This is a genomic window from Pseudomonas sp. Leaf48 (assembly GCF_001421885.1).
Lineage (GTDB): Bacteria > Pseudomonadota > Gammaproteobacteria > Pseudomonadales > Pseudomonadaceae > Aquipseudomonas.
Genome location: NZ_LMLH01000032.1, coordinates 197,507 through 222,890 on the forward strand (window position 1 = coordinate 197,507; position 25,384 = coordinate 222,890).

The 25,384-nt window shown below is 58.4% G+C and carries 17 protein-coding genes and 2 pseudogenes; 8 read left to right on the forward strand and 11 right to left on the reverse strand.

Features of this window, described 5'->3' with window-relative positions; genetic code table 11:
• Positions 1–48: 48 nt before the first annotated feature.
• The 4 genes from ASE98_RS23945 to ASE98_RS23960 form a co-directional block, all read right to left on the reverse strand.
• Positions 49–1,887, reverse strand: a complete 1,839-nt coding sequence (locus ASE98_RS23945; RefSeq protein WP_060543874.1) for an amidohydrolase — start codon at positions 1,885–1,887, stop codon at positions 49–51.
• Between the two features lie 327 nt (positions 1,888–2,214).
• Complete coding sequence (locus tag ASE98_RS23950; protein WP_060543784.1) at positions 2,215–3,114, reverse strand: LysR family transcriptional regulator; 900 nt, start codon at positions 3,112–3,114, stop codon at positions 2,215–2,217.
• A gap of 47 nt (positions 3,115–3,161) precedes the next feature.
• On the reverse strand, positions 3,162–4,154 hold the full coding sequence (locus ASE98_RS23955) for an MBL fold metallo-hydrolase (RefSeq protein WP_060543785.1): 993 nt from the start codon (positions 4,152–4,154) through the stop codon (positions 3,162–3,164).
• Positions 4,155–4,291: 137 nt separating this feature from the next.
• Complete coding sequence (locus ASE98_RS23960) at positions 4,292–5,242, reverse strand: GlxA family transcriptional regulator (RefSeq protein ID WP_060543786.1); 951 nt, start codon at positions 5,240–5,242, stop codon at positions 4,292–4,294.
• A gap of 365 nt (positions 5,243–5,607) precedes the next feature.
• Between ASE98_RS23960 and ASE98_RS23965 the strand changes: the two genes are divergently transcribed.
• The gene (locus tag ASE98_RS23965) at positions 5,608–6,111 is read left to right on the forward strand and encodes a helix-turn-helix transcriptional regulator (RefSeq protein ID WP_082457632.1); all 504 of its coding nucleotides are present in this window, start codon (positions 5,608–5,610) and stop codon (positions 6,109–6,111) included.
• Here ASE98_RS23965 and ASE98_RS23970 read toward each other — a convergent pair.
• Positions 6,010–11,064 carry a trifunctional serine/threonine-protein kinase/ATP-binding protein/sensor histidine kinase gene (locus tag ASE98_RS23970; protein WP_060543875.1) on the reverse strand — a complete coding sequence of 1,685 codons (5,055 nt, stop codon included), beginning with the start codon at positions 11,062–11,064 and terminating at the stop codon, positions 6,010–6,012. The two genes, ASE98_RS23965 and ASE98_RS23970, sit on opposite strands and share 102 nt — an antisense overlap.
• Positions 11,065–11,418: 354 nt before the next feature.
• On the opposite strand from ASE98_RS23970, the gene ASE98_RS23975 reads away from it, so the two are divergent.
• Positions 11,419–12,411, forward strand: coding sequence for a response regulator (locus tag ASE98_RS23975; RefSeq protein WP_060543788.1), 993 nt, complete (start codon positions 11,419–11,421; stop codon positions 12,409–12,411).
• A 41-nt stretch (positions 12,412–12,452) separates the two neighbouring features.
• On the forward strand, positions 12,453–12,839 hold the full coding sequence (locus ASE98_RS23980; RefSeq protein WP_060543876.1) for a response regulator transcription factor: 387 nt from the start codon (positions 12,453–12,455) through the stop codon (positions 12,837–12,839).
• 174 nt (positions 12,840–13,013) lie between these two features.
• Here the strand turns inward: ASE98_RS23980 and ASE98_RS27580 are convergent.
• The 4 genes and pseudogenes from ASE98_RS27580 to ASE98_RS23995 all read right to left on the reverse strand — a co-directional run.
• Positions 13,014–13,233, reverse strand: a pseudogene (locus ASE98_RS27580) (hypothetical protein); the annotation flags it as partial.
• A complete protein-coding gene (locus ASE98_RS27585) occupies positions 13,227–14,954 on the reverse strand; it encodes a diguanylate cyclase (RefSeq protein WP_082457633.1) in 1,728 nt (575 codons plus the stop codon). The pseudogene ASE98_RS27580 and the gene ASE98_RS27585, both read right to left, overlap by 7 nt.
• A gap of 494 nt (positions 14,955–15,448) precedes the next feature.
• Positions 15,449–15,778, reverse strand: a complete 330-nt coding sequence (locus ASE98_RS23990) for an antibiotic biosynthesis monooxygenase family protein (RefSeq protein WP_060543790.1) — start codon at positions 15,776–15,778, stop codon at positions 15,449–15,451.
• 407 nt (positions 15,779–16,185) lie between these two features.
• On the reverse strand, positions 16,186–17,088 hold the full coding sequence (locus ASE98_RS23995) for a LysR substrate-binding domain-containing protein (RefSeq protein WP_060543791.1): 903 nt from the start codon (positions 17,086–17,088) through the stop codon (positions 16,186–16,188).
• A 252-nt stretch (positions 17,089–17,340) separates the two neighbouring features.
• On the opposite strand from ASE98_RS23995, the gene ASE98_RS24000 reads away from it, so the two are divergent.
• The 5 genes and pseudogenes from ASE98_RS24000 (at position 17,341) to ASE98_RS27405 (ending at position 23,867) form a co-directional block, all read left to right on the forward strand.
• Entirely contained in the window at positions 17,341–18,540 is a 1,200-nt protein-coding gene (locus ASE98_RS24000) for an agmatine deiminase family protein (protein WP_236707828.1), read from the forward strand.
• Positions 18,541–18,862: 322 nt separating this feature from the next.
• On the forward strand, positions 18,863–20,152 hold the full coding sequence (locus tag ASE98_RS24005) for a polyamine ABC transporter substrate-binding protein (protein ID WP_236707829.1): 1,290 nt from the start codon (positions 18,863–18,865) through the stop codon (positions 20,150–20,152).
• A 118-nt stretch (positions 20,153–20,270) separates the two neighbouring features.
• The gene (locus tag ASE98_RS24010) at positions 20,271–21,980 is read left to right on the forward strand and encodes an amidase (protein WP_060543792.1); all 1,710 of its coding nucleotides are present in this window, start codon (positions 20,271–20,273) and stop codon (positions 21,978–21,980) included.
• 146 nt (positions 21,981–22,126) lie between these two features.
• The gene (gene speB, locus ASE98_RS24015) at positions 22,127–23,083 is read left to right on the forward strand and encodes an agmatinase (RefSeq protein ID WP_060543793.1); all 957 of its coding nucleotides are present in this window, start codon (positions 22,127–22,129) and stop codon (positions 23,081–23,083) included.
• 160 nt (positions 23,084–23,243) lie between these two features.
• A pseudogene (locus ASE98_RS27405) lies at positions 23,244–23,867 on the forward strand (tyrosine-type recombinase/integrase).
• A 162-nt stretch (positions 23,868–24,029) separates the two neighbouring features.
• Here ASE98_RS27405 and ASE98_RS24025 read toward each other — a convergent pair.
• Positions 24,030–24,335: a hypothetical protein gene (locus tag ASE98_RS24025; protein ID WP_236707830.1), complete on the reverse strand. Its 306-nt coding sequence runs from the start codon at positions 24,333–24,335 to the stop codon at positions 24,030–24,032.
• 348 nt (positions 24,336–24,683) lie between these two features.
• Positions 24,684–24,971 (reverse strand): hypothetical protein (locus ASE98_RS27410; RefSeq protein WP_236707831.1); only part of this gene is annotated, 288 nt, incomplete at its 5' end.
• Between the last annotated feature and the right edge of the window lie 413 nt (positions 24,972–25,384).

Consider the following 25,384-nt stretch of genomic DNA (forward strand, 5'->3'; position numbering starts at 1 on the left):
TGTCAAAAGGTCAGCAAGCAGTTCAGCTTCGGTCGACGCTTTTATTGATCAGAAAGCAAAACAGGAACAGCCGAAGGCGCCCCAGAAACCGGCAAAATCACTGACCGGCGCATTCGACAAACGCGCCCGCTCATGGCTGTGGGAGTGCACGGCGCACGGCCCGCTGCACTGGTGAACCTGCGCCTGTAACGGTGAGTTCGGCCGCCAGTGACCGGGGACTTTCACCACTGGCGACCAGTCCGGCAGTACCGGCACACTGGCCGGTCCGAGTTTTGCGAAATCACCGGCGGCGTACACGACCTTGCCGTCAACCACGGTCAGCACCGACTCGATCCACTTGATGGCTTCTTCTTCGACACTGAAAAAATCCGCGCTCAAGGCCGCGATATCGGCCATTTGCCCGACCTTGATCTGGCCTTTCCTGCCCTGTTCCGAGGAGAACCAGGCGCTGCCATGGGTAAAGAGTTCCAGCGCGGTTTGTCGAGGCAGGCCTTCGGCATGCAGTTCCATGCCGCCGACAGTCTTGCCACTGACCATCCAATAAAGGGATGTCCAAGGGTTGTAGCTCGATACCCGGGTAGCATCGGTACCGGCGCCCACCGGCACGCCTTCGGCCAGCATGCGTTTGATCGGCGGGGTCTGTTCGGCGGCCTTGGCGCCGTAGCGGTCGACGAAGTACTCGCCCTGAAACGCCATGCGATCCTGAATCGCTATACCGCCACCGAGAGCACGCACCCGCTCGATATTTTTCGCACTGATGGTTTCGGCGTGGTCGAAAAACCAAGGCAGGCCATTGAACGCAATGTCACGATTGACCTTCTCGAACACGTCGAGCATGCGCGAGATCGATTCGTCATAGGTGGCGTGCAAGCGGAACGGCCAACGCTGTTCCACCAGATGGCGCACCACCGGTTCCAGCTCCTGCTCCATGGCTTGCGGCAGGTCCGGACGTGGTTCAAGGAAGTCCTCGAAGTCGGCGGCGGAGAACACCAGCATTTCCCCGGCGCCGTTGTGCCGCAGGAAGTCGTCACCCTGGTGCAGCTTGACGCTGCCGGTCCAGTTCTTGAAGTCGGTGAGTTCCTCTTTGGGTTTCTGGGTGAACAGGTTGTAGGCGATGCGCACAGTCAGCTGGCCATCCCTGGCTAACTGCTCGATCACCTGATAGTCATCCGGATAATTCTGGTAACCGCCGCCGGCATCGATGGCGCTGGTCAAACCCAGGCGATTGAGCTCGCGCATGAACTGGCGTGTCGAGTTGACCTGATATTCCAGGGGTAGCTTGGGCCCCTTGGCCAGGGTCGAATACAGAATCATCGCATTGGGCCGCGCCACCAACATGCCGGTAGGTTCGCCGTTGCTGTCGCGCACGATCTCGCCACCCGGCGGGTTCGGCGTGTTTCGGGTGTAGCCGGCGACGCGCAGGGCTGCACGATTGAGCAGCGCCCGGTCGTAAAGGTGCAAGACGAACACCGGTGTATCGGGCGCCGCCTGGTTGAGTTCTTCCAGGGTCGGCATACGTTTTTCGGCAAACTGGAATTCATTCCAGCCACCCACCACTCGCACCCATTGCGGTGTCGGTGTGCGATCGGCCTGGTCCTTGAGCATACGCAACGCATCAGCCAGTGACGGTACCCCTTCCCAACGCAGTTCCAGATTGTAGTTCAAGCCGCCCCGGATCAGGTGCAGGTGGGAGTCATTGAGGCCTGGAATGACCGTGCGTCCCTTCAAATCGATGACCTGGGTGCCACTGCCCCGCAGCGCCATGACCTCGGCATCGGTTCCAACCGCGACAAAGCGCCCTTGGCTGATGGCTACCGCACTGGCCCGGGGTTTCTCACGGTCGACGGTATGGAATTGACCATTGAATAGAATCAGCTCGGCGCTCATCGAATATCCTTCTGCAGGGGAAGAGGCGAAATTCAGTCGCGGCCAGAAGGCCACCGCCGCGCTGAGCAAGGACCCGGCAGCGAGCAATTGTCGGCGCAGCGGATCCGTCGGGTCGTTGTCATTGGTCATGGAGAGGCTCCAGGCGTTCGTGGGCGACGCAGGCTTGCCACACAATTGGAAAGATCACCGACGTCGAAGTCGACGCCGGGATTCAATTGTGCCGATGCGGTGGCGGGGAAAATTGACTGTATGTGCTCTCGTTGCGAGAGCACCAGGATCTGCGGAACGCGCCTTCTTTTACATCCGGGCGCAGGTGGGTTTGAAGGTCTAGGACATGAACTGGGCAATCCGCGAGCGCAACCAGCGCTCTGCCGGATCATTGTCATGCACCCCGCTCCAGGCCATCGACAACTGCGCCGCCTCAATCTCGAACGGCGGATCCTCGGCGCGCAATCCACAGCCCTCTACCAACGCACAAGCGGCATAGTCCGGCACCGTGGCGATCATTTCGGTGCCCGCGAGCAATGCGCGCAAGCCACTGAACTGCGGCACCCCCAACACCACCTTGCGGCACCGCCCGACCTTGGCCAGATCCAGGTCAATGTTGCCGCTCAGGTCACCGGAAAACGACACCATCGCATGGGGTCGTGCGCAGTATTCGTCCAGGGTCAACAGGCCCGGCCGATCATCCCCGCGCAGCACCTTGCAGGCTATATCACGTAACTTCTTGCGCTTGGCATTGGCCGGCAGATCCGTGGTGTAGCTCACGCCCACCGAAATTTCCCCGGACGCCAGCAACGCCGGCATCAGCAGGTAGTTGGCGCGGCGCACCACCACGACGATCCCGGGCGCCTCCTCTTGCAACTGCCGCAACAACGGCGGAAACAGACCGAACTCGGCATCGTCCGACAGGCCGATGCGAAACACATCGCAACTGCTCTGCGGGTCGAACGCCTTGGCCCGGCTGACCGCACCGGAGATGGTGTCCATCGCCGGTTGCAGCTCTTTGAGAATCGCCAGTGCCCGCGCTGTCGGTTCCATGCCGCGACCGTTGCGCAACAACAACGGATCGTCGAACAGGTCGCGCAAACGCCCCAGTGCCGCACTCACCGCCGGCTGGCCCATGAACAGCTTTTCGGCAACCCGGGTCAGGTTCTTTTCGAACATGAGCGCTTCGAAAATGACCAGCAGGTTCATGTCGACGCGGCGCAGATCGTTTCGGTTCATGGGCGTGGTGTCCTTGTGGGTTGAGTCAGGCGCAGGTGCAGCACACGTTACTCGATCAGCGGTACGTTGGCCGCGCGTTTGTATGGGCCGTACTCCACCGGCACCCACTCGAACTGCTTGCCCACGGCGCTGATATGGCCGATACCGGGAAACGGTAAATGCGCAGCCGTCACCCAGGTCTTGCTCTTGGCGGCGGCGCTGAATACCTGGTCGCGACTCTTGATCGCTTGCGTGTGGTCGACGTCGAAACCGATCGATACCTCCGGATGCGGGAACTGCACGGCAAGGTTGTGCACCAGGTCACCCATGAACAGGATGCTCTGCCCCTGGGACGTGAAGCGGTAGGTGGTGCTGCCCGGCGTGTGTCCGGCCGCCAGCTTGGCCTCGACCGTACCCGGCAACGGCGATTGGTCAGGGGCAAAGGTCTTGAAGCGCCCCGCGGCGATGTAAGGCGCAGTGGAATTCTGGGCGATTTTGAAGAAGCCTTTGGCCGCCTCCGGTGCCTTGGCCAGCGCCTGAGGGTCGAGCCAGAAGTCGGCTTCGGCCTGAGCGGCATACACCGTGGCATTAGCGAAGACCGGCTGTTGCTGGTTATCCACCAGGCCGCAGACGTGATCCAGATGCAGGTGCGTGATCAGGATGGCATCGACCTGCTCCGGCTTGTAGCCGGCCGCGAGCATGTTGGCCGGGAGCTGGCCGGCCGTAGCGCCGATGCACTGCCCTGCCCCGGTGTCGACCAGGATCAGTTGCTTGCCGGTATTGATCAGGAAGGCGTTGAACGCTGTCTGCACGCCTGGGGATTCAATCGAGCGACGGGCGAGCAACGCGCGGATCTGACTCTGGCTCATGCCCTGCAGCAGCTTGGGCGACAGATCGTTGTAACCGTCGAACAGCGCCGTCACTTCATAATCCCCCACCGCCAACCGGTAGAAGCCAGGGACCTGTGTGCCCTGAATCGGCGCCTGAGCCTGGGCGCCAACCGATGTCAGCACGAATGCCAGACTTAGTACACGCAGTGTGCAAACCAGAGAATGCTTCATGCCTCACCTCTTGATCGAGTCAGAAAAACGGCCATTCACTCCAGCCGAAGAAAGACGATCATGCACGAGCCACCACCGTGAAAATTGCAGCAATGTGCTGATTTAACGCAGTGGTGCGCAGGGCAGCCAATCGTGCTCTAACTGAATTGCTCGCGGTACTGGACAGGGGTCAGGCCGAGTTTGTCACTGAACAGTGAGCGCATGTATCGCACGCTGCCGAAACCACTTTTGTAGGCCACGGTCTTGAGCGGCAGGTCGCTGCTCTCCAGCAGGCTCCTGGCGCGGTCAATGCGTGCGTTCTGCAGGAACTCCATCGGGGTCATATTCACCTCACGTGAGAACACCCGGGCGAAATGTCGTGTACTCATGTTCACCAGACTGGCCATGCGCTCAATGTTGAAAGCTTCGTCCAGGTGTTCAAGTACATAATTCTGCACCCGCGTCACCGACGTTTCATGTGGCGCCACCGCGGCCATCAACGGGCTGAACTGCGCCTGTCCACCCTGGCGCTTCATCACCACCAACAGTACTTTGGCTACGTCCTGGGCGACTTTCTTGCCGTGATCCTGGGCGACCAATGCCAGTGCGAGGTCGATGCCAGCAGTGATACCACCCGAGGTAAGCAGGGTGCGGTCCTGGATATAAATCTGATCGGTCTCGACCGTTGCCTTGGGGAAGGCTCGAATCAACCGCTCTGTGTAATGCCAGTGAGTCGTCACCCGATAGCCGTCCAGCAAACCAGCATGCCCCAACACGAAAGCCCCTGTGCAGATCGAGCCATAGCAACTGGCCCGACTCACCGCTGCCGGTAGCCAGTCGAGCAACCGAGGGTGTTTGTCGTTATAGGCCCCTGGCCCACCCGGCACCAGCAGCAGGTCATAGCTGTCGCACGCCTGGTCGATATGCACATCGGCCTGAACGCTGACACCGTTGGACGCTCGCAGCGAGCCCTGTTCGGTGCCGATCAATGACAACCGATAATGGTTGTCTGGTTCCAGAAAACGATTGGCGAGGGAAAAAACCTCCATGGGCCCGGACATATCGAGCAGAAGAAAGTCCGGATACAGCACCATTGCCACGTTTTTCATGGGGCGAAATCACTTTTTGCAAGAGATGGAAACGCAATGCCAACGCTGGGCGTTGTGCCTGAGCGGGCGGCGCGATTATCGAAGAAGAATAAGTGATTTGCCTAAAAAATTGTCAAGCGCAAAGAGACAATATTGAGACCCTCCTCGTCTTTTTACTCAAAAAGCTAACCCACTCCTCTATTGGAGGAAATCCAGGCAGGAGATTCGGTCTTGGGGGCTGTTGGCAACTTGCAGCGGTTCGCCCGCCTATAACGGCGTGCTGTCCAATGCCTGTGACAAGGCCCGTTTAATAACTCTTAAGGTTTGCTTAAGGACTTTAAATGCCGTTGGCGGACAGACTTTCCTGAACGATAAGGATTGCCGCCATGAACCCACAATCGGCTGACTCAGACACTCCCTGCTCTCTTGCGCGACCGCTGGGATCGCTTTCCGGCTGGCAGGAGCGCCGCGCCAAGGAGTTGATGCTGCGTGACATGGACAACTGCGTGCGCATCGGCGAAATTGCCCAGCAATGCAACCTGTCACGCAGCCACTTCTCCCGCGCGTTCAAAAAGGTTACCGGTCACTCGCCTCAAGACTGGCTGTTGCGGATGAAGATTGAAAAAGCGAAACGCCTGCTGATCACTTCAATGGCAATAACGGACGTGGTTTATGAATGCGGTTTCGCCGATCACCCGCATTTCACCCGCACGTTCAGTCGCCTGGAGGGGGTGACACCGAAGGCCTGGCGCCACAACTTTCATCACGCCATCGCAAGCAGCCACTTTTTATCCAGCGCTGACTGGCGTGAGCGGCAAACTGAAACAAATCCGGGCACCTTGCTCGCTGTCCTGGACCACCAACGTCCCTCCGTGCGCGCCGACCACTGACCTGCAGATAGCCAGCCCCATGCCCATGCCACTGCCTTTGGTGGTATAGAACGCATCGAAGATCTGCTCGCGCTCTTGCGCGCCGACTCCCGGTCCGTTGTCCTGCAAACAGACATGTACACAGTCACCTTCGACCGCTGAGTCGATGGTGATGCGTCCATCCGACGCTCCGGTTCCGGCGATGGCTTCCAGCGCATTGGTGATCAGGTTGTATACCACCTGCTGAATCTGCACGGCATCGACCCAAACCGAGCATTGCGCATTGAGCCGGGTTTCCAGCCGCACGTCGCGGTTCGCCAGGTCGGGGGCGGTCAAGCGCACGACCTCACCGATCAGGTGGTCAATTTGCACCGGCAACCGTTGCAAAGGGGCCTGTTTGGCAAGCGCGCGGAGGGCCTGGATGATGTCGGTGGCACGGGCGCTGTCTGACCGGATGTCTTCCAGCCCCTGAATTGCCTCCTCCAAATCGGGCTGATCACGCTTGAGCCAACGCAGACTCGCCGAGGCATTGGCCAGGATACCCAGCAGCGGCTGGCTGATTTCATGGGCAATCGAAGCAGAAAGCTCACCCATGACTTTAAGGTGCGAACTACGCGCCAGTTCCGCCCGGGAACTGCGTAAATCTGCTTCCATCTGCGCGCGCAACTGGTTGTCCTCGACCAGTTGCGCATACAGCCTGGCCGTTTGCAGCGACACGGCGGCCTGGGAGGCGAGCATTTCAAGCATCGTCAGGCGCTCGGCGCTAAACAATTTGGGTAGCAGGCTGTTTTCGAGGTAGACCAGGCCGATCAATGTGCCTTGTTTGAGCAGCGGCAGGCACAACATGGAACGTGTCTGACGCTGTTGCAGGTCGGCGCTGTACGCCTCAGGACAGTCTGTCCGGGCATCGTCCAGCACCAAGGGCGTGCGCGTGCGCATGGTGGCGTTGAGCACTGCGAGCGGCGTCAGTTGTTCGAGTGACTGCTCGGCGTCCATGACGACCCGCACATTGCCGGCTTCGACAGTCGCGGCCGCCGCCAGTTGCAGTTGCGCGTCACTCACGATCATCAGCACACCATGGTCGGCACCCGCCTGAACCATCAGGTGAATCATCAGGGTTTCGACCAGCCGTTCGAGCAATACCTCCTGCGAAAGTGCACGCGCCGCCTCGATCCCCACGTCAAGATCGAGGCGAACCTGGGTCACAGGCCGGGCAGGCTCGAACGCCGGGGCTTCAACAATATTCGGATGCAAGGCCTCCAGTTGACGTGCCTTGCCATCAGCGCCCCACAGTTGGTAGCAATCACGCGCGACGTGCAGGTGGTGAGTGGCACCCGATGCCAGCCCATTCGCCAGGCAGATATTGGCCAGCTGTTCATGGGCCAGCGCCTGCTCATGGATGAAACCGGCCGCCGCCGCCGCGATTTGCGACTGGTCGAAGCAGCGGATGGCAACCAGGTCCTGCCCGCGTAAACGGGCGATCACACCCTCAATCAGCAGAAGTTTGTTGCGGAAAGTTGTCGGATTGAGCTCCACCCATTGCAGGAACCGCAGGCGTTGCTGCTCAAGTTTTTCCAGCTTCTCGGCCTCGTCGCCCGGCGCCTGCGCACTGCCCAGTGCCAGACTGTAGAACAGGTAGTAATCGGCCAGATTGATATGCGCCGGAATGGACCAGGCCAACGCGGCGGCCTCCTCGAAACGCCTCAACGCGTAAGCGATATCGCCAAAATAAAACGCAGACATGCCCGAATACAACCACGACCAGAAAAGCGTCGGTTGTGACACGCGAGTACGATCAATGGCGCCGAAACGGTCATGCTCCGTAACGTCCAGCTCGCCCAGCGGCCGATGCGGGCGCCCATCGCGCAGATCGATAGCAAACGCCTGTTGCGCCAGCAGGATGCGCTCGATGTCGACGTAATGAAACTGACTCACCCAGGCCAGGCCCCGGTCCAGCTCACTCAATACCCCTTGCAAGGGTTCGCCCATGAACAGCAGGTCAGAGCCGATGTGGTTGCAGGCATAACAGGACATACCGAGGTCGCCAGCGGCCTGGCCGCACTCCAACGCAGCGAAAGCCTTCTGCCGGGCATACGCCATGGGCCGGGTCCAGGGGCTGACCTGATCCAGCGCAACCAGCGTTCCTGTGCGCCCGGCTTCATAGCCATGCTTGTCAATGAGTTCCAGGGCGACCTCCGCGAAGGCCTGCCCGTCCACATATTCGCCAAAGCGCTCGGCAATCATCACGCCGAACCAGGAAAATCCGTAACCACTGCTCGGCGTGGTGCCATGCATCAGCGTGAGTTCGACCATTTTCGCCAGATGCAGCAAGCGGATGTCGTCATTGACGAACAACGAGGAAATCAGCGTACTGAGCAACTCCATAGCCGTCTCGATACGCGGATCGTCGGCCTTGGGTAAATCAAACAGTTCAGCAATACGGCGTTTGCCAACGAGTGTGCGCACTCGGGCAAACGCCAGGTCAAGCTGTTCCTGCGAAGGCCTGCGTTGCAGCGCAATGTCCAGCAGGCTCAGACCGTTCTGCGCCTCGGTGATCGCCCCTTCGTAATCGGAGTGCAGCGTGCGCAACGTAGCCCGCAAGCGACAAGTTTTCGCTCGGTCCAACGCGGTGGTGGCGTGAGCCAGGCAGTCATCGAGGCGACGCTGGGCGCCGGCCAGGTCGGCCAACAGCATGTCGCAATCGGCCGCCAGCCATTGAGTGGCGAACGCCTGGGTGTACAGGCTCGACCACCCCGCCTGGCCGAGCAGGCATTCGGCGGTGCGCAGATACTCCACGGCTTGCTCTACCGCAGCGGTGTTCCTGGCGCGTTCAGCCGCTTCAATCAACAGTTCGACGAACGCGGCACAGCGATGCGCCTCCAGTTCATTGGCGTCAATGCGCTTGATCTGGCTGGCGACTTCGAACACACGCTCATGGATCTGTTCATCCCAGTGATCAAGCATGACAGCGGCGATACGCGCATGCTCGGCCGCGCGTCCATTTGGCGCAGGCAGTTGACAGGCTGCCTCAAGTACACGGTCGTGAGGAAACACCAGTTGCTCTTGCTCGCGCAGCAGAAAACCCGCATTGATCAGGCTTTGCACATCACGGGCGATCTGTTCCGGGTCGTGTGGCAACAGCCGATGCAGCAGCGATTCATCACAGCGCCCACCGACGCATCCGGCCGTGCGCATCACTTCGCGTTCCATCGATGGCAGACGGTCGAGTCGCAGCACCATCAGGTCTGCGACGTTATCAGCGTAGCGATAACCGCCCACCTCTTCCTGGCTCCAGGCCCAGCGGCGTTCCTGCACGTCGAAGCGCACCAGGCGTTCCTCGATCAACGCCCGCAACACCTGGCTGACGAAGAGGGGGTTGCCCGCCGTCTTGTAGTGTACGACTTGCGCGAGCGCCTCAATATTCTGAGCGTCAGTGTCCAGTTCAGAGGCGATCAGTTGCGCGACCGCAGGGATCGACAATGGCCCCAACCTGACACTTGCGCAGGACAGCGATTGCCCACGGCCCAGCACCTCCAGCAATCCACCTTCACATTCCAGGGCCTGCGCCTCGCAATCGCGGTACGCCAGGATCAGCACCAGATGCCGGGGTGGCCGGGCGGCGAAGGCGTGCAGGAATGACAGCGTCGAATCGTCCGCCCACTGGACGTCATCCACAAACAGCACCAGTGGCCGTCCCGGCTGGGTGAAGACTTGCAGTACATCCAGCAGGGTCCGGTTGGCGCGATCGAGCGCATGTCGGGCCGACATGTTCGGCAGTTCAGACGTGGCACCAATGACCAGCTCGGCTTCGGGTACCAGTTCCACCAAAATCCGGCCCCTCCCCTTCAGCCGTTCGATCAATTGCTCACCCAGCGCCTCCAACTCCTGAGCTGGCTTGCCCAGCAACTGAGTCATCAGCGATCTGAAAATTTCCACCAATGGTGCATATGGAATTTCCTGCTGCAGGAGATTGCTTTTACCGCTCGCCCAATAACCGGGCGCCAGGGGGCGGACACCCTGATGGATCAGCGTCGACTTGCCGGCACCCGGTGCCCCCCCAACCAGCAGGCCCCGGGCGATGCCATCGCTGCGCACCTGATTCATCTGCTCTATCAGTTGCGTGCACTCGGCCTCTCGACCGAACAGAACATCACCGGGGGTCACTGAAGGTAGCCCATCGAAGGCGCCCAGCCTAAACCCATCGATGCGCCCGTGCTCCCGCCACTGCTGCTGGCACCAGAGCAGATCCGCGGCCATGGATTCGGCGCTCTGATAGCGGGCACCCGGCTCTTTCGCCAAGCCTTTGAGCAGCACTCGGCAGATGCCTTCCGGCAGATCGGCAACATGGATCGCCGGAGATTGCGGCTGGACGGCGGCGTGCACGTGCTGCCATTGAGACGCAGCGCGAGCTGTGAGGGGCAGGCAGCCAGTCAGCGCTTGATAAAGGATTGCGGCCAGGGCGTACGTATCACTACGCGCGTCAAAACGGGGGGTCTCACGCTGTACTTGCTCGGGCGCCAGATACGGCCATTGTTCCAGGCAGGGCAACTCTGCTGCGTGAGCTTCCCGGGCATGGCTATGGAAACCCAGGAGCCTGACTGAATCGGCGGCGTCCACGATGAGGTGATGGGGTAACAGATTGCCATGTCGCGTGCCCGCTTTCTGGACGCTGGACAGCGCGTTGGCCGCCGCTACCGCGATGGTCAGCCAGCGCTCCAATGGCAGTCCTGTGTCACTGATCAGATCAACCAGCGGCGTTCCCGACACGGGATAGATCAGCAAAGGGCCCTCGGCCGAGCGGATTAACGAGACAGGGGCAATCGACCAGGCCAGGTCCAGGTGCAGGTGAAAATCGCGCTCCAACCGCTGGCACGTGGCAGGCTGCTGGATCGGAGCCCGGGCGCCGAGCCAGCGGGTGCCCGACTGCCTATCCTGAATCGCGAACCAGGTCAGGTCGTTTTCCCGGCGCAGCAATTCGAAGCTGCAACGTTCCAGCCAGGCTTCAACGCCGATGGCATCAGGATCACGGGAATTGGATGAAGTGAGAGAACTGCTGAGCATGAACAATCACCGCCAAAGATTCGTTTCAGGCTAAGGTCGCAGTATATGCACGGCTTTTGGCTCAATGGTTGCGTTCAGGTGATGATGTCCGCTACCGGCACTATGTTGGCCGTCGAGCGCCCCTCCTGTGGGTAGTTTCGCGCACTGAAATCACGGAGTGTTATCCCTCGGGATAATTGAATTATGCGCGGCTGTCCCCTAGCGTGTAGCCCTGATCAACAAAAGTGCACACGTCACTTTCTTCAACACCTCAGTGCAGAGGTTTACATGATCCAACTCGGCCACACTACTATTTCCCTGGAACAGCGCGAAGCATTTCGTGATGGACAGCCGCTGCGTGTTGGTGGTCGGGCGTTCGAAATACTCTTGGTGTTGATGCAGGCCGATGGCCGGATCGTCAGTAAAGATGAATTGATCACACAGGTATGGCCCGACACCGTCGTCGAGGAAAACAACCTTCAAGTGCAGATTTCCTCGCTACGCAAGTTGCTCGGAAAAAAAGAAATCATCCAGACGGTCCCGAGGCGAGGTTACCGATTATTGAAACAACGTGAACTCCCCCTGCCGCTGTTCCCTCCAGTCGTCCAGGCCTCTCTTGTGCCTGAGAGTCTGGCGACGATTGATCCTGACAGCGTGCCGGTGTTTATCGTCGACGATGAAGCGTCCGTGCGTACAGCGCTCAGCCGCCTGCTGCGGGCAGAAGGTATCGCACATCGGATATTCGCCTCGGCCGAAGAATTGCTCAGCGCTGACCTCGACATCGGCCCCGCTTGCCTGTTGCTCGATATAAGCCTGCCCGAGGCGACAGGCCTGGAACTGCAAACGGCACTCAGCCAACGTGGACATCCATGGCCAGTCATATTCATGACCGGTTTCGGTACCGTCCCGATGTCGGTGCAGGCCATGAAGGCAGGCGCGGTCGAGTTTCTGATCAAGCCTTTTAACGACGACCAATTGCTCGATACCCTGCGTACCACTCGCCAACGTGCAGCGACTGCATTCAAGCAATGGCAACGCATTCAAAGCGCCCGTCAACGCACCGGGTTGTTGACCCCCCGTGAACGCGAAGTGTTGCCGCTGATCGTTGAGGGCCTGTCCAACAAACATATCGCCAACCGGCTGGGGACCAGTGAAGTCACCGCCAAAGTCCACCGCAAACACATCATGGAGAAGATGCAGACGCGCTCGCTCGTCAGCCTGGTCAACCTGTATGGCTTGATTGCCGCAGAGGCACCGTTTGCCATGCAGGACTCTTCATGACGATCGACACTGGCAACTCCCCCCCGCCATCGTCCAGTGCCATGCTCATTGTCTATATCGTGGACGACGATAAATCGGTGCGTAAAAGCCTGGCTAATCTGCTCCGTTCGGCCGGATACCACTCAAGGGTATTCGCCTCGGGCGAAGAGTTCCTGGCCCTGGAAAACCTCGATGACGTAGCGTGCCTGCTGCTCGATCTGAAAATGACCGGTTTGTCTGGGATAGACGTCATGCGCGCGCTGTCGCTCAAGGGCCGAAAATTCCCCGTGATCTGCATGTCGGCAGATTGGGATGAAGCGACACTGGCCGAATCCTGCCGCTTCGAGCCCATCAAATGCCTGCGCAAACCCTTCAGCAGCGACACGCTGCTGAGCGCTGTCGAGTTTGCCCTTCAACATGGGCTCGGCCCCCGACTTATGCCCGCCTGAAGGATTTAGCTAATCTGCTGCGTGGAGCGGTTGGATCGACAGCCGATATCTGCCGCTCGCGACAGGCAGAAATCGGCCAGAACCAGACATTCGTCGAATGACCGCTCTCAACCTAATGCGTATTGCGAAAATCAACTTGGGCCACCGCGAAAGTCATTTGGCGAGCTCTGAAAATTAGCAAGTTTCGCTTGGGTAATTCGAGGCTCCTGACAACTCAAATCGCCAACAACCAACGACATGCCACTTGCCGAGTTTGTAGCCAACCTCGGGGAATGTGCCAATGATTGAAGCCTAGACATTCATGCAGTTGCTCAGCGCCGTCCTTGCGTTTGGAATAGCGATCCACAAGAAATTCCTGCTGATCGCGCAGCAACACGGTGAACTGGCTCAGTTTTCGGTCAGCGGCAACAGGGTAAACACCTCGACGGCATTCCTGCCGCCCTTCTTGGCGCGGTACATGGCTTCGTCGCCATAGCGCAGCAAATCGCGCAAATTGTCAGCTAAGTCAGGATATATCACCACGCCGATACTTGATGAAATGGAGAGTGTTACACCGTTCTCCATGACAAAAGGTTGTTCAAGTACCAGGCGGATTTTCTCGGCGACCACAACGGCATCTTCTGCATTCCGGGCATCCGGCAGGAGGATGACGAATTCATCACCGCCGATTCGCGAGGCGGTATCAGACTCGCGCAGTACAGACCCCATACGGGATGCGACCTGGGCCAATAACCAATCTCCCGCCTCATGCCCATGTTGGTCATTGACCGCCTTGAACTTGTCCAGGTCAATAAACAGCAACGACAGCTTACGTTCTTCCCGTTTGGCGAGCGCGATCAGTTGTCCCAGCCGATCTTCCATCATTCGGCGGTTTGGCAAACTGGTCATTCGGTCGTAGAAAGCCAGTTTGCGGATGACTTCTTCAGCCGCCTTACGCTCAGTGATGTCCATGGCGATGCCAATCTTTGCGGGGCGTCCGTCAAGAAACATACCCGATCCGTACACCGCCAGATCGAACAACGATCCATCTTTCCTGCGCGCTTGGTATTCGCTGGCCAGGCCCTCGAACCTGCCATCTGTGTGCAAGCGTTTTGGCACATTGGCCTCGAGCAGATCGTGATCACCTTCCGCCACCAGGTCGAACATGCCGAGTGATTCAAGGAGCCTATGTTGCTCAACGCCGAACATCTGAGCTAGTCGTGTATTCGCAAACACGAATTTATGATCCTGGATTATGTAGACGCCGACTGCTGAAGTTTCAGCTATGCCACGAAACATCGACTCAGCACGCATGAGGTTCAGGTGTTCCTGCTCGAGGTTACCAATCAGGGTACCGATCCGCCGCGCGGAGTCATTAAAGGCATCCACCAAGTGCCCTACCTCATCATTGGGCCGGTGTTCGATATGGACTTGATAGTTGCCGTTTGCCAGTTCGCGACTGCCCTGCGCGAGCCTCAGCACCGGACGAACGAAGCTTAGCCGGACAATCAACCACATCCCACCCAGGAACAGTATGTCCACCACCAACAACAGATAAGCGATATTTAGCTCGTCTTCCTGTTCGCGGTGCATCTCCTTTATCAGTGATACCATCAGCTGATCGACATCGTCGAGCAAACTTTGTGAACTCTCGGCAAGAGCGCCCATCTGCCTTGCATCCGGACGGGAGGTACCGCCGCGCAGCAGCGCCGACTCAATATCTTCGCGGTAGCGCTGCCAGGCGATTCTGATCTCTTCTAATTTGAGCTGCTGTGGCGGTGTCATTCGCCGTATTTGATCGCTATTTGTGTTTCCTCGGTGCATCAGCGTACTGACCGAATCCTCATAGCTCTTGATGTCTGACAGCGCAGCCTGTTTGCCGGGAGACCATCCGTTCACAAAGCTGCTGGTGTTGAGCGCCATCCGGTGACCGAGGTAACGCATTTTGCCCGCAACCCGCATCGTTTCGTCAAAACCGGTGAATTCCGCGAACATGGCGTGCACGACCAGGATATTGCCAAGCCCGAGCAGCAGCAGCGCTAGGAACACAATCCCGATTTTCTTGCTGAGTCCAAAACGGGGCACGGCGCATGGGCTAGAAGGAGATGGCGGACTTGGCATAAGTTCTTCTGTCATGTTTTTTGACTCGGTTCGCCATGCGCTGATGGACAATGGTCAAGGTTTCAATTCAGCTGGCAGCTCGGCCAAGGCGGCCGGATTCAGTTACAACGGTGTTGGTTCTCTGACCTGCGGATCTCTACGGGAAGCGCTACTTCGTACCCGACAACACGGCTGGCCAGGAGCTGCCGTAGTAAGGCATCTCCTCGACAAAACCGCTCTGACATAGGTTGAATCGCCGGCCGCTGAACGATGAAATATGCTGAAAACTGATGAAAGGCACCCATTAAGCGCTGGTCCTTGCTTGTTTCACAGGCCCGCGGGGCCTTGACCGAGCAGCTTTCCCGTGTTCCAAGGCTGATGGCTGTATAGCGATGGTGATCATGGCTCGTCCTCCACGTTGAGGTAGGACAAGGGCGGATCAGTCACAATGGCTGGTGGTCGCTATCCGACCCAAAACCGACGGTGGCGACGGGCTGAGATCGGCCAATTGCGGTCGTTCGATGGAATGATCAAGTAGCTGTTGCGATTGGCCATTTCTCGCCAAGCTTGGAGTCACCATAGGTTTTGATGACCTCAGAGATGATGACTTGATAACCGGCAAGCCAGTTTTCCTGAGCAGCCTTTGCCTCAAGGTGACGGGGATGGTGAACCAATATCTGAAGTGCTTCGAGAGAACTCCAGTAGTACACATTGGAGAAGAGACCAGTCTGTGGATTCTCCCAAGCTTCTTCGCCAAGGTAACCAGGGATCGTTTTTGCGATTGCAGCGATTTCCTGATCGAGTCGGTGGAAGGCTTCATCAAACTGCTTTTTGGCAAAGATGAACGTTGAAGAGTACATAGGCCTTGCTCCTTTCGCGGCGTTTGGTTGCCGATGATTGCACTGACCGGACTTGGGTTTGCCTCAAACCTATGCTAGCTGGTTGGCTTCCCAACTATCAGTAGACGATGCATCTGGCGTAATGTTTTCCGCCGATTGTGCCTGATAGCGTTCCTTGTCCATGCCTAACTCCTTGTTCGGCTTGAGTGTCGCGCTAGAAACGCGACTTGAGGTGAGGAGGAAAAGCGACATGACTTTTGCGCCCATTACTGGCGGATTAGCAGCGCGGCCATGATCTGCTTTTGGCCGATTTCTGCCTGTCGCGAGAGGCAGAACGCGGCCAATAGCAGCCGCTCAAGACGCCTAAAAATCCAGAGGTCATTCAGCATTGTGCTGAGCCACGTGAATGTTAAACCAGCCCAACAACGCTACGGGTAGGCCGGGACTATCTTTGCCTGCTCGATCAGCCAATCGATGAGCAAAGCTATCTCAGGGATGTCGCGACTCTCCTCGTTGCAGATGCAGAAATAGTCCATCCCCGTCGGCACCTTCAGTGCAAAGGGTTGCACCAGGCGGCCCTCATCCAAATCGCGCAATGAATTGATCTCGTCGCTGAGTGCAACACCATAGCCATCTCGCGCCGCCTGCAGGGCAATGCCGAAGTCTTCCAGGTGAACATCGGCATCACCTGGGTAAGGCAACCGCGCCTCAAGCAGCCAGCGCCGCCATTGTGCGCCGTCATCCTCATGCAAGAGGCGGTGGTGAACAAGGTCGGACGGATGCTTGAGCGCACGCGGGCCGCGCAGCAATTGCGGGCAGCAGACGGGAAACATATGCAGGCTTTGCAGTGGCCGCCACCAGAAACCCTCCCACGTCGGAGTGTCGTAGAGCACGGCGATATCGGCCCTGCGCCAGTCCACCTCGCTGATGTCGTCGGCAGTAATGACGCGCAGGTGAATGTGCGGATGTTCTGCACGAAAGGCGAACAACTTCGGCATCAGCCAGGCCGCGCCAAAAATCGGTTCCGTGGAAATGGTCAGGACTTTCGTCGCCGGTTCCTGGAAGTACGCTTCGGAAATCTGTCGCACCCCTTCGGTGATCTCGCCTATGCCGCGGGCTACCGAGCGTTGTAGGGCCAGGCCTCGTTCGGTCAGCACCAGGAAGCGGCCCTGCTTGTAAAAGAGATCGATGCCGAGTGAGCTCTGTAACGCTCTTATCTGCTGGCTGACAGCCCCGGCGGTGACATGCAGCTCAGCGGCGGCCGCACCGACATGGCCCAGCCTTGCAACACATTCAAATACGCGAAACGCATGGAGCGGAGGTAAGGGCATGCGGGTCTACCATTTAGTTTTTTTGTCTATTTTTTTGACAATTTATATAGATTGATTGTGCCTTGAGCAACCGCAAAGATTCAGCGCAGGGAGGCCAAAGACAACAATTCAATAGGTGGCCCTACGAAGCACAGGCAACAACAGGTGTAGCAAGGAAGCGATGAGGGGGTGAGCTCGGTGCACCTCTACCTGTTTCGCTCGTGTGCCTTGGTAAATGAGATATCTGGCTGGATAACCCGGGGGACTCGTTACATGGATCAAGAACAAGATATTCAGTTGGCAACAGAGCCGTTGATGACAGATCAAGCCGCAATGGAGGGGCCTACGAACCCGGGAAGGCGCCGGTTCAATATGGGCGCGTTGGTGGCTATTACTGCAACTGCCATCGGTACGTCAGGTCTTGGACGCCTGGCTCGAGCCGCGGAGCCCAACCCTACCTCCGATGGCTATCGGGTGCCCGCAGAGTGGGAGCCACACCAGAGCGTATTGATGGCGTACCCCTATGACAAGAGCTACAAGGATCAGCTGAAACCCATGCAGGATTCTGTCATCAACGTAGCGAATGCCATTGCGCAGTTCGAGCCGGTCTTGATGATGGCGATGACCGGTAATACCGAGGTTGTACGCAAGCGCTGCGGCCCTAACGTTACTGTCATCGAGTATCCATACAACGATTGCTGGACCCGTGATACCGCGCCAGTATTCGCGCTGAGCCCATCAGGGCACGACATGTTGGGACGCGATTTCATTTTCAACGGCTGGGGCAACAGGTGGTCGGCCACCCTGGATGATCAATTGCCCGTCGGTGTGTGCGCCACCCTTAACGTGCCTAAATCACCAGTCAATATGGTGTTTGAAGGTGGCGCGGTGATTACCGATGGGCAGGGCACGCTCATTACCACCGAACAGTGCCTGCTCAATCCCAATCGTAACCCGAGCATGACCAAGACACAGATCGAGACCGCGCTGCTGCGTGCCTATAACGCGACCAAGATGATCTGGCTGCCGTATGGGGTGTACGGCGACGACGGCGCTGCCGCTACCGATGGGCATGTCGACCTGGTTGCTGCCTACATCGAGCCAGCCCATCTGCTATTGAATTACCCGTCGGACCCAAACAACCCCAACGTGCCCAGGATGGCGGAAAACCTGGCAGTGCTGCAACAAAGCACCGATGCAAGAGGCCGCCCTTTCAAGATTACCAAGATGCCCGTTCAGCCAACATTCAAGGTGTCTGGCCTGACAGTGGAGAACTTCAGCTACATCAACTTCTACAAATCCAACGTCGGCATCGTGGTTCCTACTTCAAGCACTCCTGCAGATGAGATTGCCTTGAATCTCTTCCGTGAGATTTTTCCGGGACGGCCAGTCGTGGGTGTCGATGGCACCATCCTTGCCAACAATGGCGGTGGTGTGCATTGCATCACCCAACACATTCCTAGTGTCGGTTAGCGCTGCAAAGAATTGCCGCCTATGAGACGCAAGCAATAGCCAGACTGCTTTCCCTCGCAGGGTTGGGCCAGTTCGGCTGATCCAGCCCTGCCTGGGGAATCACCGCCTAACTCCAAAAGATGACGTGCCCGCGTTTGTGCATGCCGCTGCCTGGTGCATCCCGTCAGCGCCTGCACGAAGCGTAGGAGACATCGGCGTCAGACCCTATCGTTTAGTTTTTTTGCTTGAATTACTTGTAGTTTATATAGATTGATTGTGATTCAAGCAGCCGTAACAATTCATTTGGAGCTAGGCCAAAGACAATAACTCAAAAGGTGGTCCTATGAAGTACAAGCAGCAACAGCCGTGGCAAACAATCGATATGGGAGCGGACTCGGTGTCCTGGCGCACCGCCCGCGTTGGAGTCGGCAGCCTGCGAGCCGTCCTGCTGAAAGCTCTGACAATGCTTGCTGGCCCGGCGCTGGCAGCCGAACGAGTGGGCAGCATCACCCAAGGCTGTGAGAAATTGATCAAGCACCAACTCCCCCGTTCGCTCCTCACTACGATCTGCAGCCTGGGCCTGCTGAGCGCTAACGCGAATGCGCAAGAGCGCACCCTGCGAGTCTACAACTGGTTCGACTACGTCGCCCCGCAGACACTGGACAACTTCAAGAAGGAGAACGGCGCAAAACTGGTCTACGACATCTTCGACAGCAACGAAACCCTGGAGGCCAAACTGCTCACCGGCAACTCCGGCTATGACGTGGTGGTGCCGTCCGACAGTTTCCTCGCCAAGCAGATTCAGGCGGACGCTTTCCAGCCACTTGACCGCAGCAAGCTACCCAACTGGAAGCATCTGGACCCGCAACTGATGAAGCTGATCGAAGCCAACGATCCGGGTAACCGTTTCGCCGTGCCTTATTTGTACGGAACCGTACTGATTGGTTTCAACCCGGCCAAGGTCAAGGCTGCGCTCGGCGAAAACGCGCCGGTGGACAGCTGGGATCTGATCTTCAAGGAAGAGAACATTGCCAAGCTCAAGCAGTGCGGCGTGGCCCTTCTCGATTCGCCGACGGATATGATCCCCATCGCCCTCCACTACCTGGGCCTGCCGCCCAACAGCACTCAGGCCAAGGACTACGCGAAGGCCGAAGAACTGCTGAAAAAGATCCGCCCAAACGTCGCCTACTTCCACTCCTCAAAATACATGACCGATATTGCCAATGGTGACATCTGCGTGGCCGTGGGTTACTCCGGCAGTTTCTCCCAGGCGGCCAATCGCGCCAAGGAGGCCGGTAACGGCGTGGTGGTGGACATGCGCTTGCCCAAGGAAGGCGCACCGGTCTGGTTCGACGTGCTGGCCATCCCCAAGGATGCGAAGAACCCGGATGATGCCCATGCCTTGATCAACTACCTGCTGCAGCCGCAGGTGATTGCTCCGATCAGCGACTTCGTCGGTTATCCCAACCCGAACAAGGACGCCACTGCCCTGGTCAGCCCGGAAATCCGCAACAACCCCAATCTCTACCCCGCCGCCGACATCCAGACTTCTCTATTCGCGCTGGTGCCACTGCCATCCAGTGCAGAACGCGCTCGCACCCGTGCATGGACCAAGCTCAAGTCGGGAACCTGACAGTAAATTGCGCTGCGCCAGTGAAACTCAACGGAACCAGGCACATGGCCGATGCGGTTTCTCTGGCACGCGACGCCAATCAAGTCACCTTGCAGACCCAGTAGCCAGTGGTAACAGCATGATTGAAGTAACCGAAGTTTCCATTGCCGAGTTGCGCGCAGCCCTCGAAGCTGGCCGAACCACGGCAGTTGAGCTGGTCCAGGCCTATCTCTCACGGATCGATGCCTACGACGGCCCCAACACGCCCACCGCCCTCAACGCGGTGGTGGTGCGCAATCCGAATGCGCTTGGAGAAGCGCAGGCCTCCGATGCCCGTCGTGCCCGTGGCGAGCCCCTCGGCCCGCTCGATGGTATTCCCTATACCGCCAAGGACAGCTACCTGATCAAAGGCCTGACCGCGGCGTCCGGCAGCCCGGCCTTCAAGGACCTGATTGCCTATCGCGATGCGTTCACCATCGAGCGCTTGCGTGGCGCCGGTGCGATCTGCCTGGGCAAGACCAATATGCCGCCCATGGCCAATGGCGGCATGCAGCGCGGCGTGTATGGCCGTGCCGAGAGCCCGTACAACGCGAATTACCTCACGGCACCCTTCGCCTCGGGTTCATCCAACGGCGCAGGCACGGCCACCGCCGCCAGTTTCGCCGCCTTCGGCCTGGCGGAAGAAACCTGGTCGAGCGGCCGCGGGCCGGCCTCAAACAATGGTCTGTGCGCCTATACGCCGTCGCGCGGGGTGATTTCGGTGCGCGGCAACTGGCCACTGACGCCAACCATGGATGTGGTCGTTCCCTATGCCAGGACCATGGCCGACCTGCTCGAAGTGCTCGACGTGGTGGTGGCCGAAGACGCCGACAAACGTGGCGACCTGTGGCGCTTGCAGCCTTGGGTGCCGATCCCCGGCATCGCCTCGGTGCGTCCCGCCTCCTACCTGGAACTGGCTGCCAGGCCCGCCGCACTCGCCGGCAAGCGCTTGGGCGTACCGCGCATGTACATCAACGCCGACCCCGACGCAGGCACCAGCAAAGCGCCGGGTATCGGGTGGGCGACAGGCCAGCGGATCAACACTCGTCCCTCGGTGATCGCCCTCTGGGAAAACGCGCGAAAGACTCTGGAAGCGGCCGGTGCCGAAGTGGTCGAGACGGACTTCCCACTGGTCTCCAATTGCGAGGGAGATCGACCTGGGGCGCCGACGGTGTTAACCCGCGGCCTGGTGTCCAAGGAATTCCTCCATCACGAACTGTGGGACCTGACCGCCTGGGCATTCGATGACTTCCTGCAGGCCAACGACGATCCCAAACTAAACCGTCTGGCTGACGTCGACGGCCCGCAGATTTTTCCGCACGACCCAGGCGCTCTGCCTGACCGCGAAGATGGCCCGGCCATTGGCATGGACGAATACGTGCGCATGGCCGAGCGTGGCATCACCCCGTGGGATCAGATCACCACGCTGCCCGATGGCCTGCGCGGGCTGGAACAGACCCGGCGTATCGATCTTGAGGAGTGGATGGATCGGCTGGGGCTCGACGCGGTGATCTTCCCGGCGGTCGCCGACGTAGGCCCGGCGAATGCCGATGTCGATCCGCAATCGGCGGATATCGCCTGGAGCAACGGCGTCTGGGTCGCCAACGGCAACCTCGCCATCCGCCACCTCGGCGTGCCAACGGTCACCGTGCCGATGGGCGTGATGCCGGACATCGGCATGCCCGTCGGCCTGACGTTTGCCGGTCGCGCCTACGACGACTCAGCATTGCTGCGCCTGGCGTCGGCGTTTGAGGCCACCGGATCGAAGCGCTTGATCCCGGTGCGAACCCCACCCTCGCCAGGCGGCTGAAAACCGCAATGGGTCTGGCGCGATAAAGCGCCAATCCTGCCTATTCACGGCAAGCCCGAGCAACAGAAACCAACCTTTACCCCAGCAAGCACTGCGTGAGCGTGCACCTTTCTGGGTCAGCTTCAGTAACCCGCATTGAGAATCCCATGCTAAATGACAATTCAATAATCGATCAGGCGATGACTCGTGACAGCCTGTATGGCACCCATGGTGAACCGACCTACGGTGGTATCACCAGCTTTATGCGGCGTCGCTACACCCGCGATTTGCGTGGCGTAGATATCGCCATCAGCGGCATCCCGTTCGATACCGCGACCAGCAATCGACCGGGCAGCCGCTTCGGACCGCGGGCCATCCGCGAGGCATCGGTTCAGTCCGCCTGGGCGCGTCACTGGCCTTGGGAATTTGACCCGTTCGATCTACTGGCTTGTGTCGATTATGGCGATTGCTATTTCGATTACGGCACCCCGGAGCAAACCCCAGCGGCGATCAGGGCCCATGCCGAGCGGATCCTGGCGGCGGGTACAGCGATGCTGACCCTGGGCGGCGATCACTTCATCAGCTATCCGCTACTGCAAGCTCACGCGGCCAAGTATGGTCCGCTGTCGTTGATCCATTTCGATGCGCACCATGACCTGGAGTCCGACGGCGAGGACAAGCGTATCGACCACGGCTCAATGTTCTATCACGCCGTCCGCGAAGGGCTGGTTGATCCTGCACGGTCCATCCAGATTGGCCAGCGCACGACCAATGACGACGTCATGGGCTTTCAGGTGCTGAATGCCAGCGAGGTGCATGATCGCTCTACCAAGGAACTGGCGGAGATTATCCGGGCGCGCGTTGGCGACCATCCGGTCTATCTCACCTTCGATATCGACTGCCTCGACCCGGCATTCGCCCCAGGCACGGGGACGCCAGTCTGCGGTGGGCTATCGAGCCATCAGGCCTTGGCCATTCTGCGAGGTCTGCGCGGTATCAACCTGATCGGCATGGACGTGGTGGAGGTAGCACCGCCCTATGACCACGCGGAAATTACTGCGCTTGCCGGGGCCGCGTTGGCGATGGAAATGATCTGCCTATATGCCGCGCGGCATAAGCTGTAAACCAGTGGTCTGGACAGCTACAGACATTTTCGGCCATTTGCTGTCATGACAGCAACTGGCCGGTTTCTGCCTGCCCCCACCGGCCGCTTAGGGTCGAATAGCGACCACAACGCACCGTGACTGTTCCACCCTTGTCCTCCCTCAACCTGGAGGACAAGCCATGAACTCAATTGCTACATATCGCCATCAGCCTTGGAACAAGGGAAAGCTCGTCGGGCAAAAGGCGCTGCTCCGAGTCAGAGATATCTGGGCCATCCGCGTAAGACTTCAGCTTGCTGAGAAGAAGACACGGGATCTGGCGCTCTTCAACTTGGCTATCGACAGCAAACTGCGTGCCTGTGACTTAACCAAGCTGCGAGTCCGAGACATAGCCCATGGGGAACATGTGTCGTCACGGGCCATCGTGATGCAGCAGAAAACCCACCACCCAGTGCAATTTGAAATCACTGAGCAAACCCGAACGGTTCTGTAGGCTTGGATGCATCAAGCTCACCTGCACAGCGAGGATTTCTTGTTCCCGAGACGTTTGCACGACTCAGACCATCTCTCCACCAGACAGTACGCTCGATTAGTCAAAGCGTGGGTGACCGCCATTGGCCTTGACCCAACCATGTACGGCACTCACACGCTACGGCGAACCAAGGCATCGTTGATTTATCGCAGGACAAAGAATCTGAGAGCAGTTCAACTCTTGCTGGGACATACGAAGCTTGAAAGCACCGTCAGGTACTTGGGCATCGAGGTCGATGATGCCCTGGAAATGGCAGAGCAGACGGAAGTCTGACCATCCACTGCGACGGTCCACGACAGACCGTCGCTATCCGACCCAAAACTGACGCTCGATTCTGTCTAGGAAACCCGGTTGGCGAACAGGGCGTATGTTCAATGAAGCGGAGAGAATTAATCACGCTCACTTCGCCATTTCACGCGCTGCTGGAATAACCGATCAATCATCGCCATCGCACTTGACCTCTTTTTTGTACTCATCTCGCTTGGCCTCGATCTTGACCTTGCAGCCACGCTCCCAGTATTCGTCTTTCCACTCGCCTCGACGCCAATTGGCGCCGCGGCCATCTGGGCATTTGACCTCTTCCTTGTATTGATCGTCTTTGGATTCGATCTTCACCTTGCATGGCCCGTCTCTGTACTCGTCCTTCCACTCGCCACCTTCGTGTCCGCCGCGCCGGTAGTCCGCTGACGCTGGCATCGACATGACTAAGCAAAGTGCAGCCCCCCCAAAAATACCAAGCATGGGTCTCACATTCATCTCACCACCTCTGTAATAAAAAACACGACGCAGCAGGCCAAGCTTTCCCGTAGTCCACCGCATCAGCGTCTTGATCGTAACGGTGTGCCTGCATGTGATACGACAACGATCTCCGGTCGATTTCTCCAACAACGAAAATAAAGAGCGTGATAGTCGCCGGAATGGAAGAATGCAGTTCGAGTCCGATCGACACTGCGACCGTGCCAGCTCCAAATTCGCTGTCATTAAATACCTTGACTAGGTTTTGAGCTATCTCCAGTCAGACTGGAAAAGCCCAGCGCAATGTGAATCGGCCCTTATTTCATATCGCGTCTGAGGGACTGCTTCTGGCCGTTAGCAGCGTCCATGATCGAATGGCTTACGACGAATCGGATCTATCTCGCGGGCGGTGGCACTTACCTCGTGAGATACAATGAACGCGACTGGATCGTTTTCACTGGAGTCATGAACATGTCCCATGGGTATCTTTATTTGCTCGTTCACAGTCGCGGGGATGTGTTTAAGGTCGGGATTAGTACAGTGCCCACCAACCGTCTCCACAAGCATACCCGTCAAGATTTCGTGGTCGCTGATGGTACGCTCTACAAGCTCCCGAGTATCGAAGCCGCGCGCCACCTTGAANTTGATGGCCGTACAGAATGCTTTCGTATCGGATACTTTCGTTTGGTGAGCAATCTCCTCCTTGCTGCGCTCGAGTCACCGTTGGGTGAAGGCTATGAGATGTGCGATATGGAAGGCCACATCAAGGTTCCATCAAGAATGAATGGCTGGGATATTCCGGAGGTGCGGGCAGCACGCCTGGACAGCCCCCAATGCACGGTCAATGGCGTGACGTATAAGAGCTTTCGAAATGCATGGATCTCACTATTCGGCGAGGAAACTCCAGGCCGCCAACCTGCACGGATCCAGTGGAAAAAGCAGGGCAAATTGGAAATTCATGGACTGTTATTCGAGAAGGTTCAAGGCAACGTCGAAGAATAGTCCTCACTTCTGGTGAAAGGGCCGATCCGGCTTGCGTATAGGCGCTGAAGAAA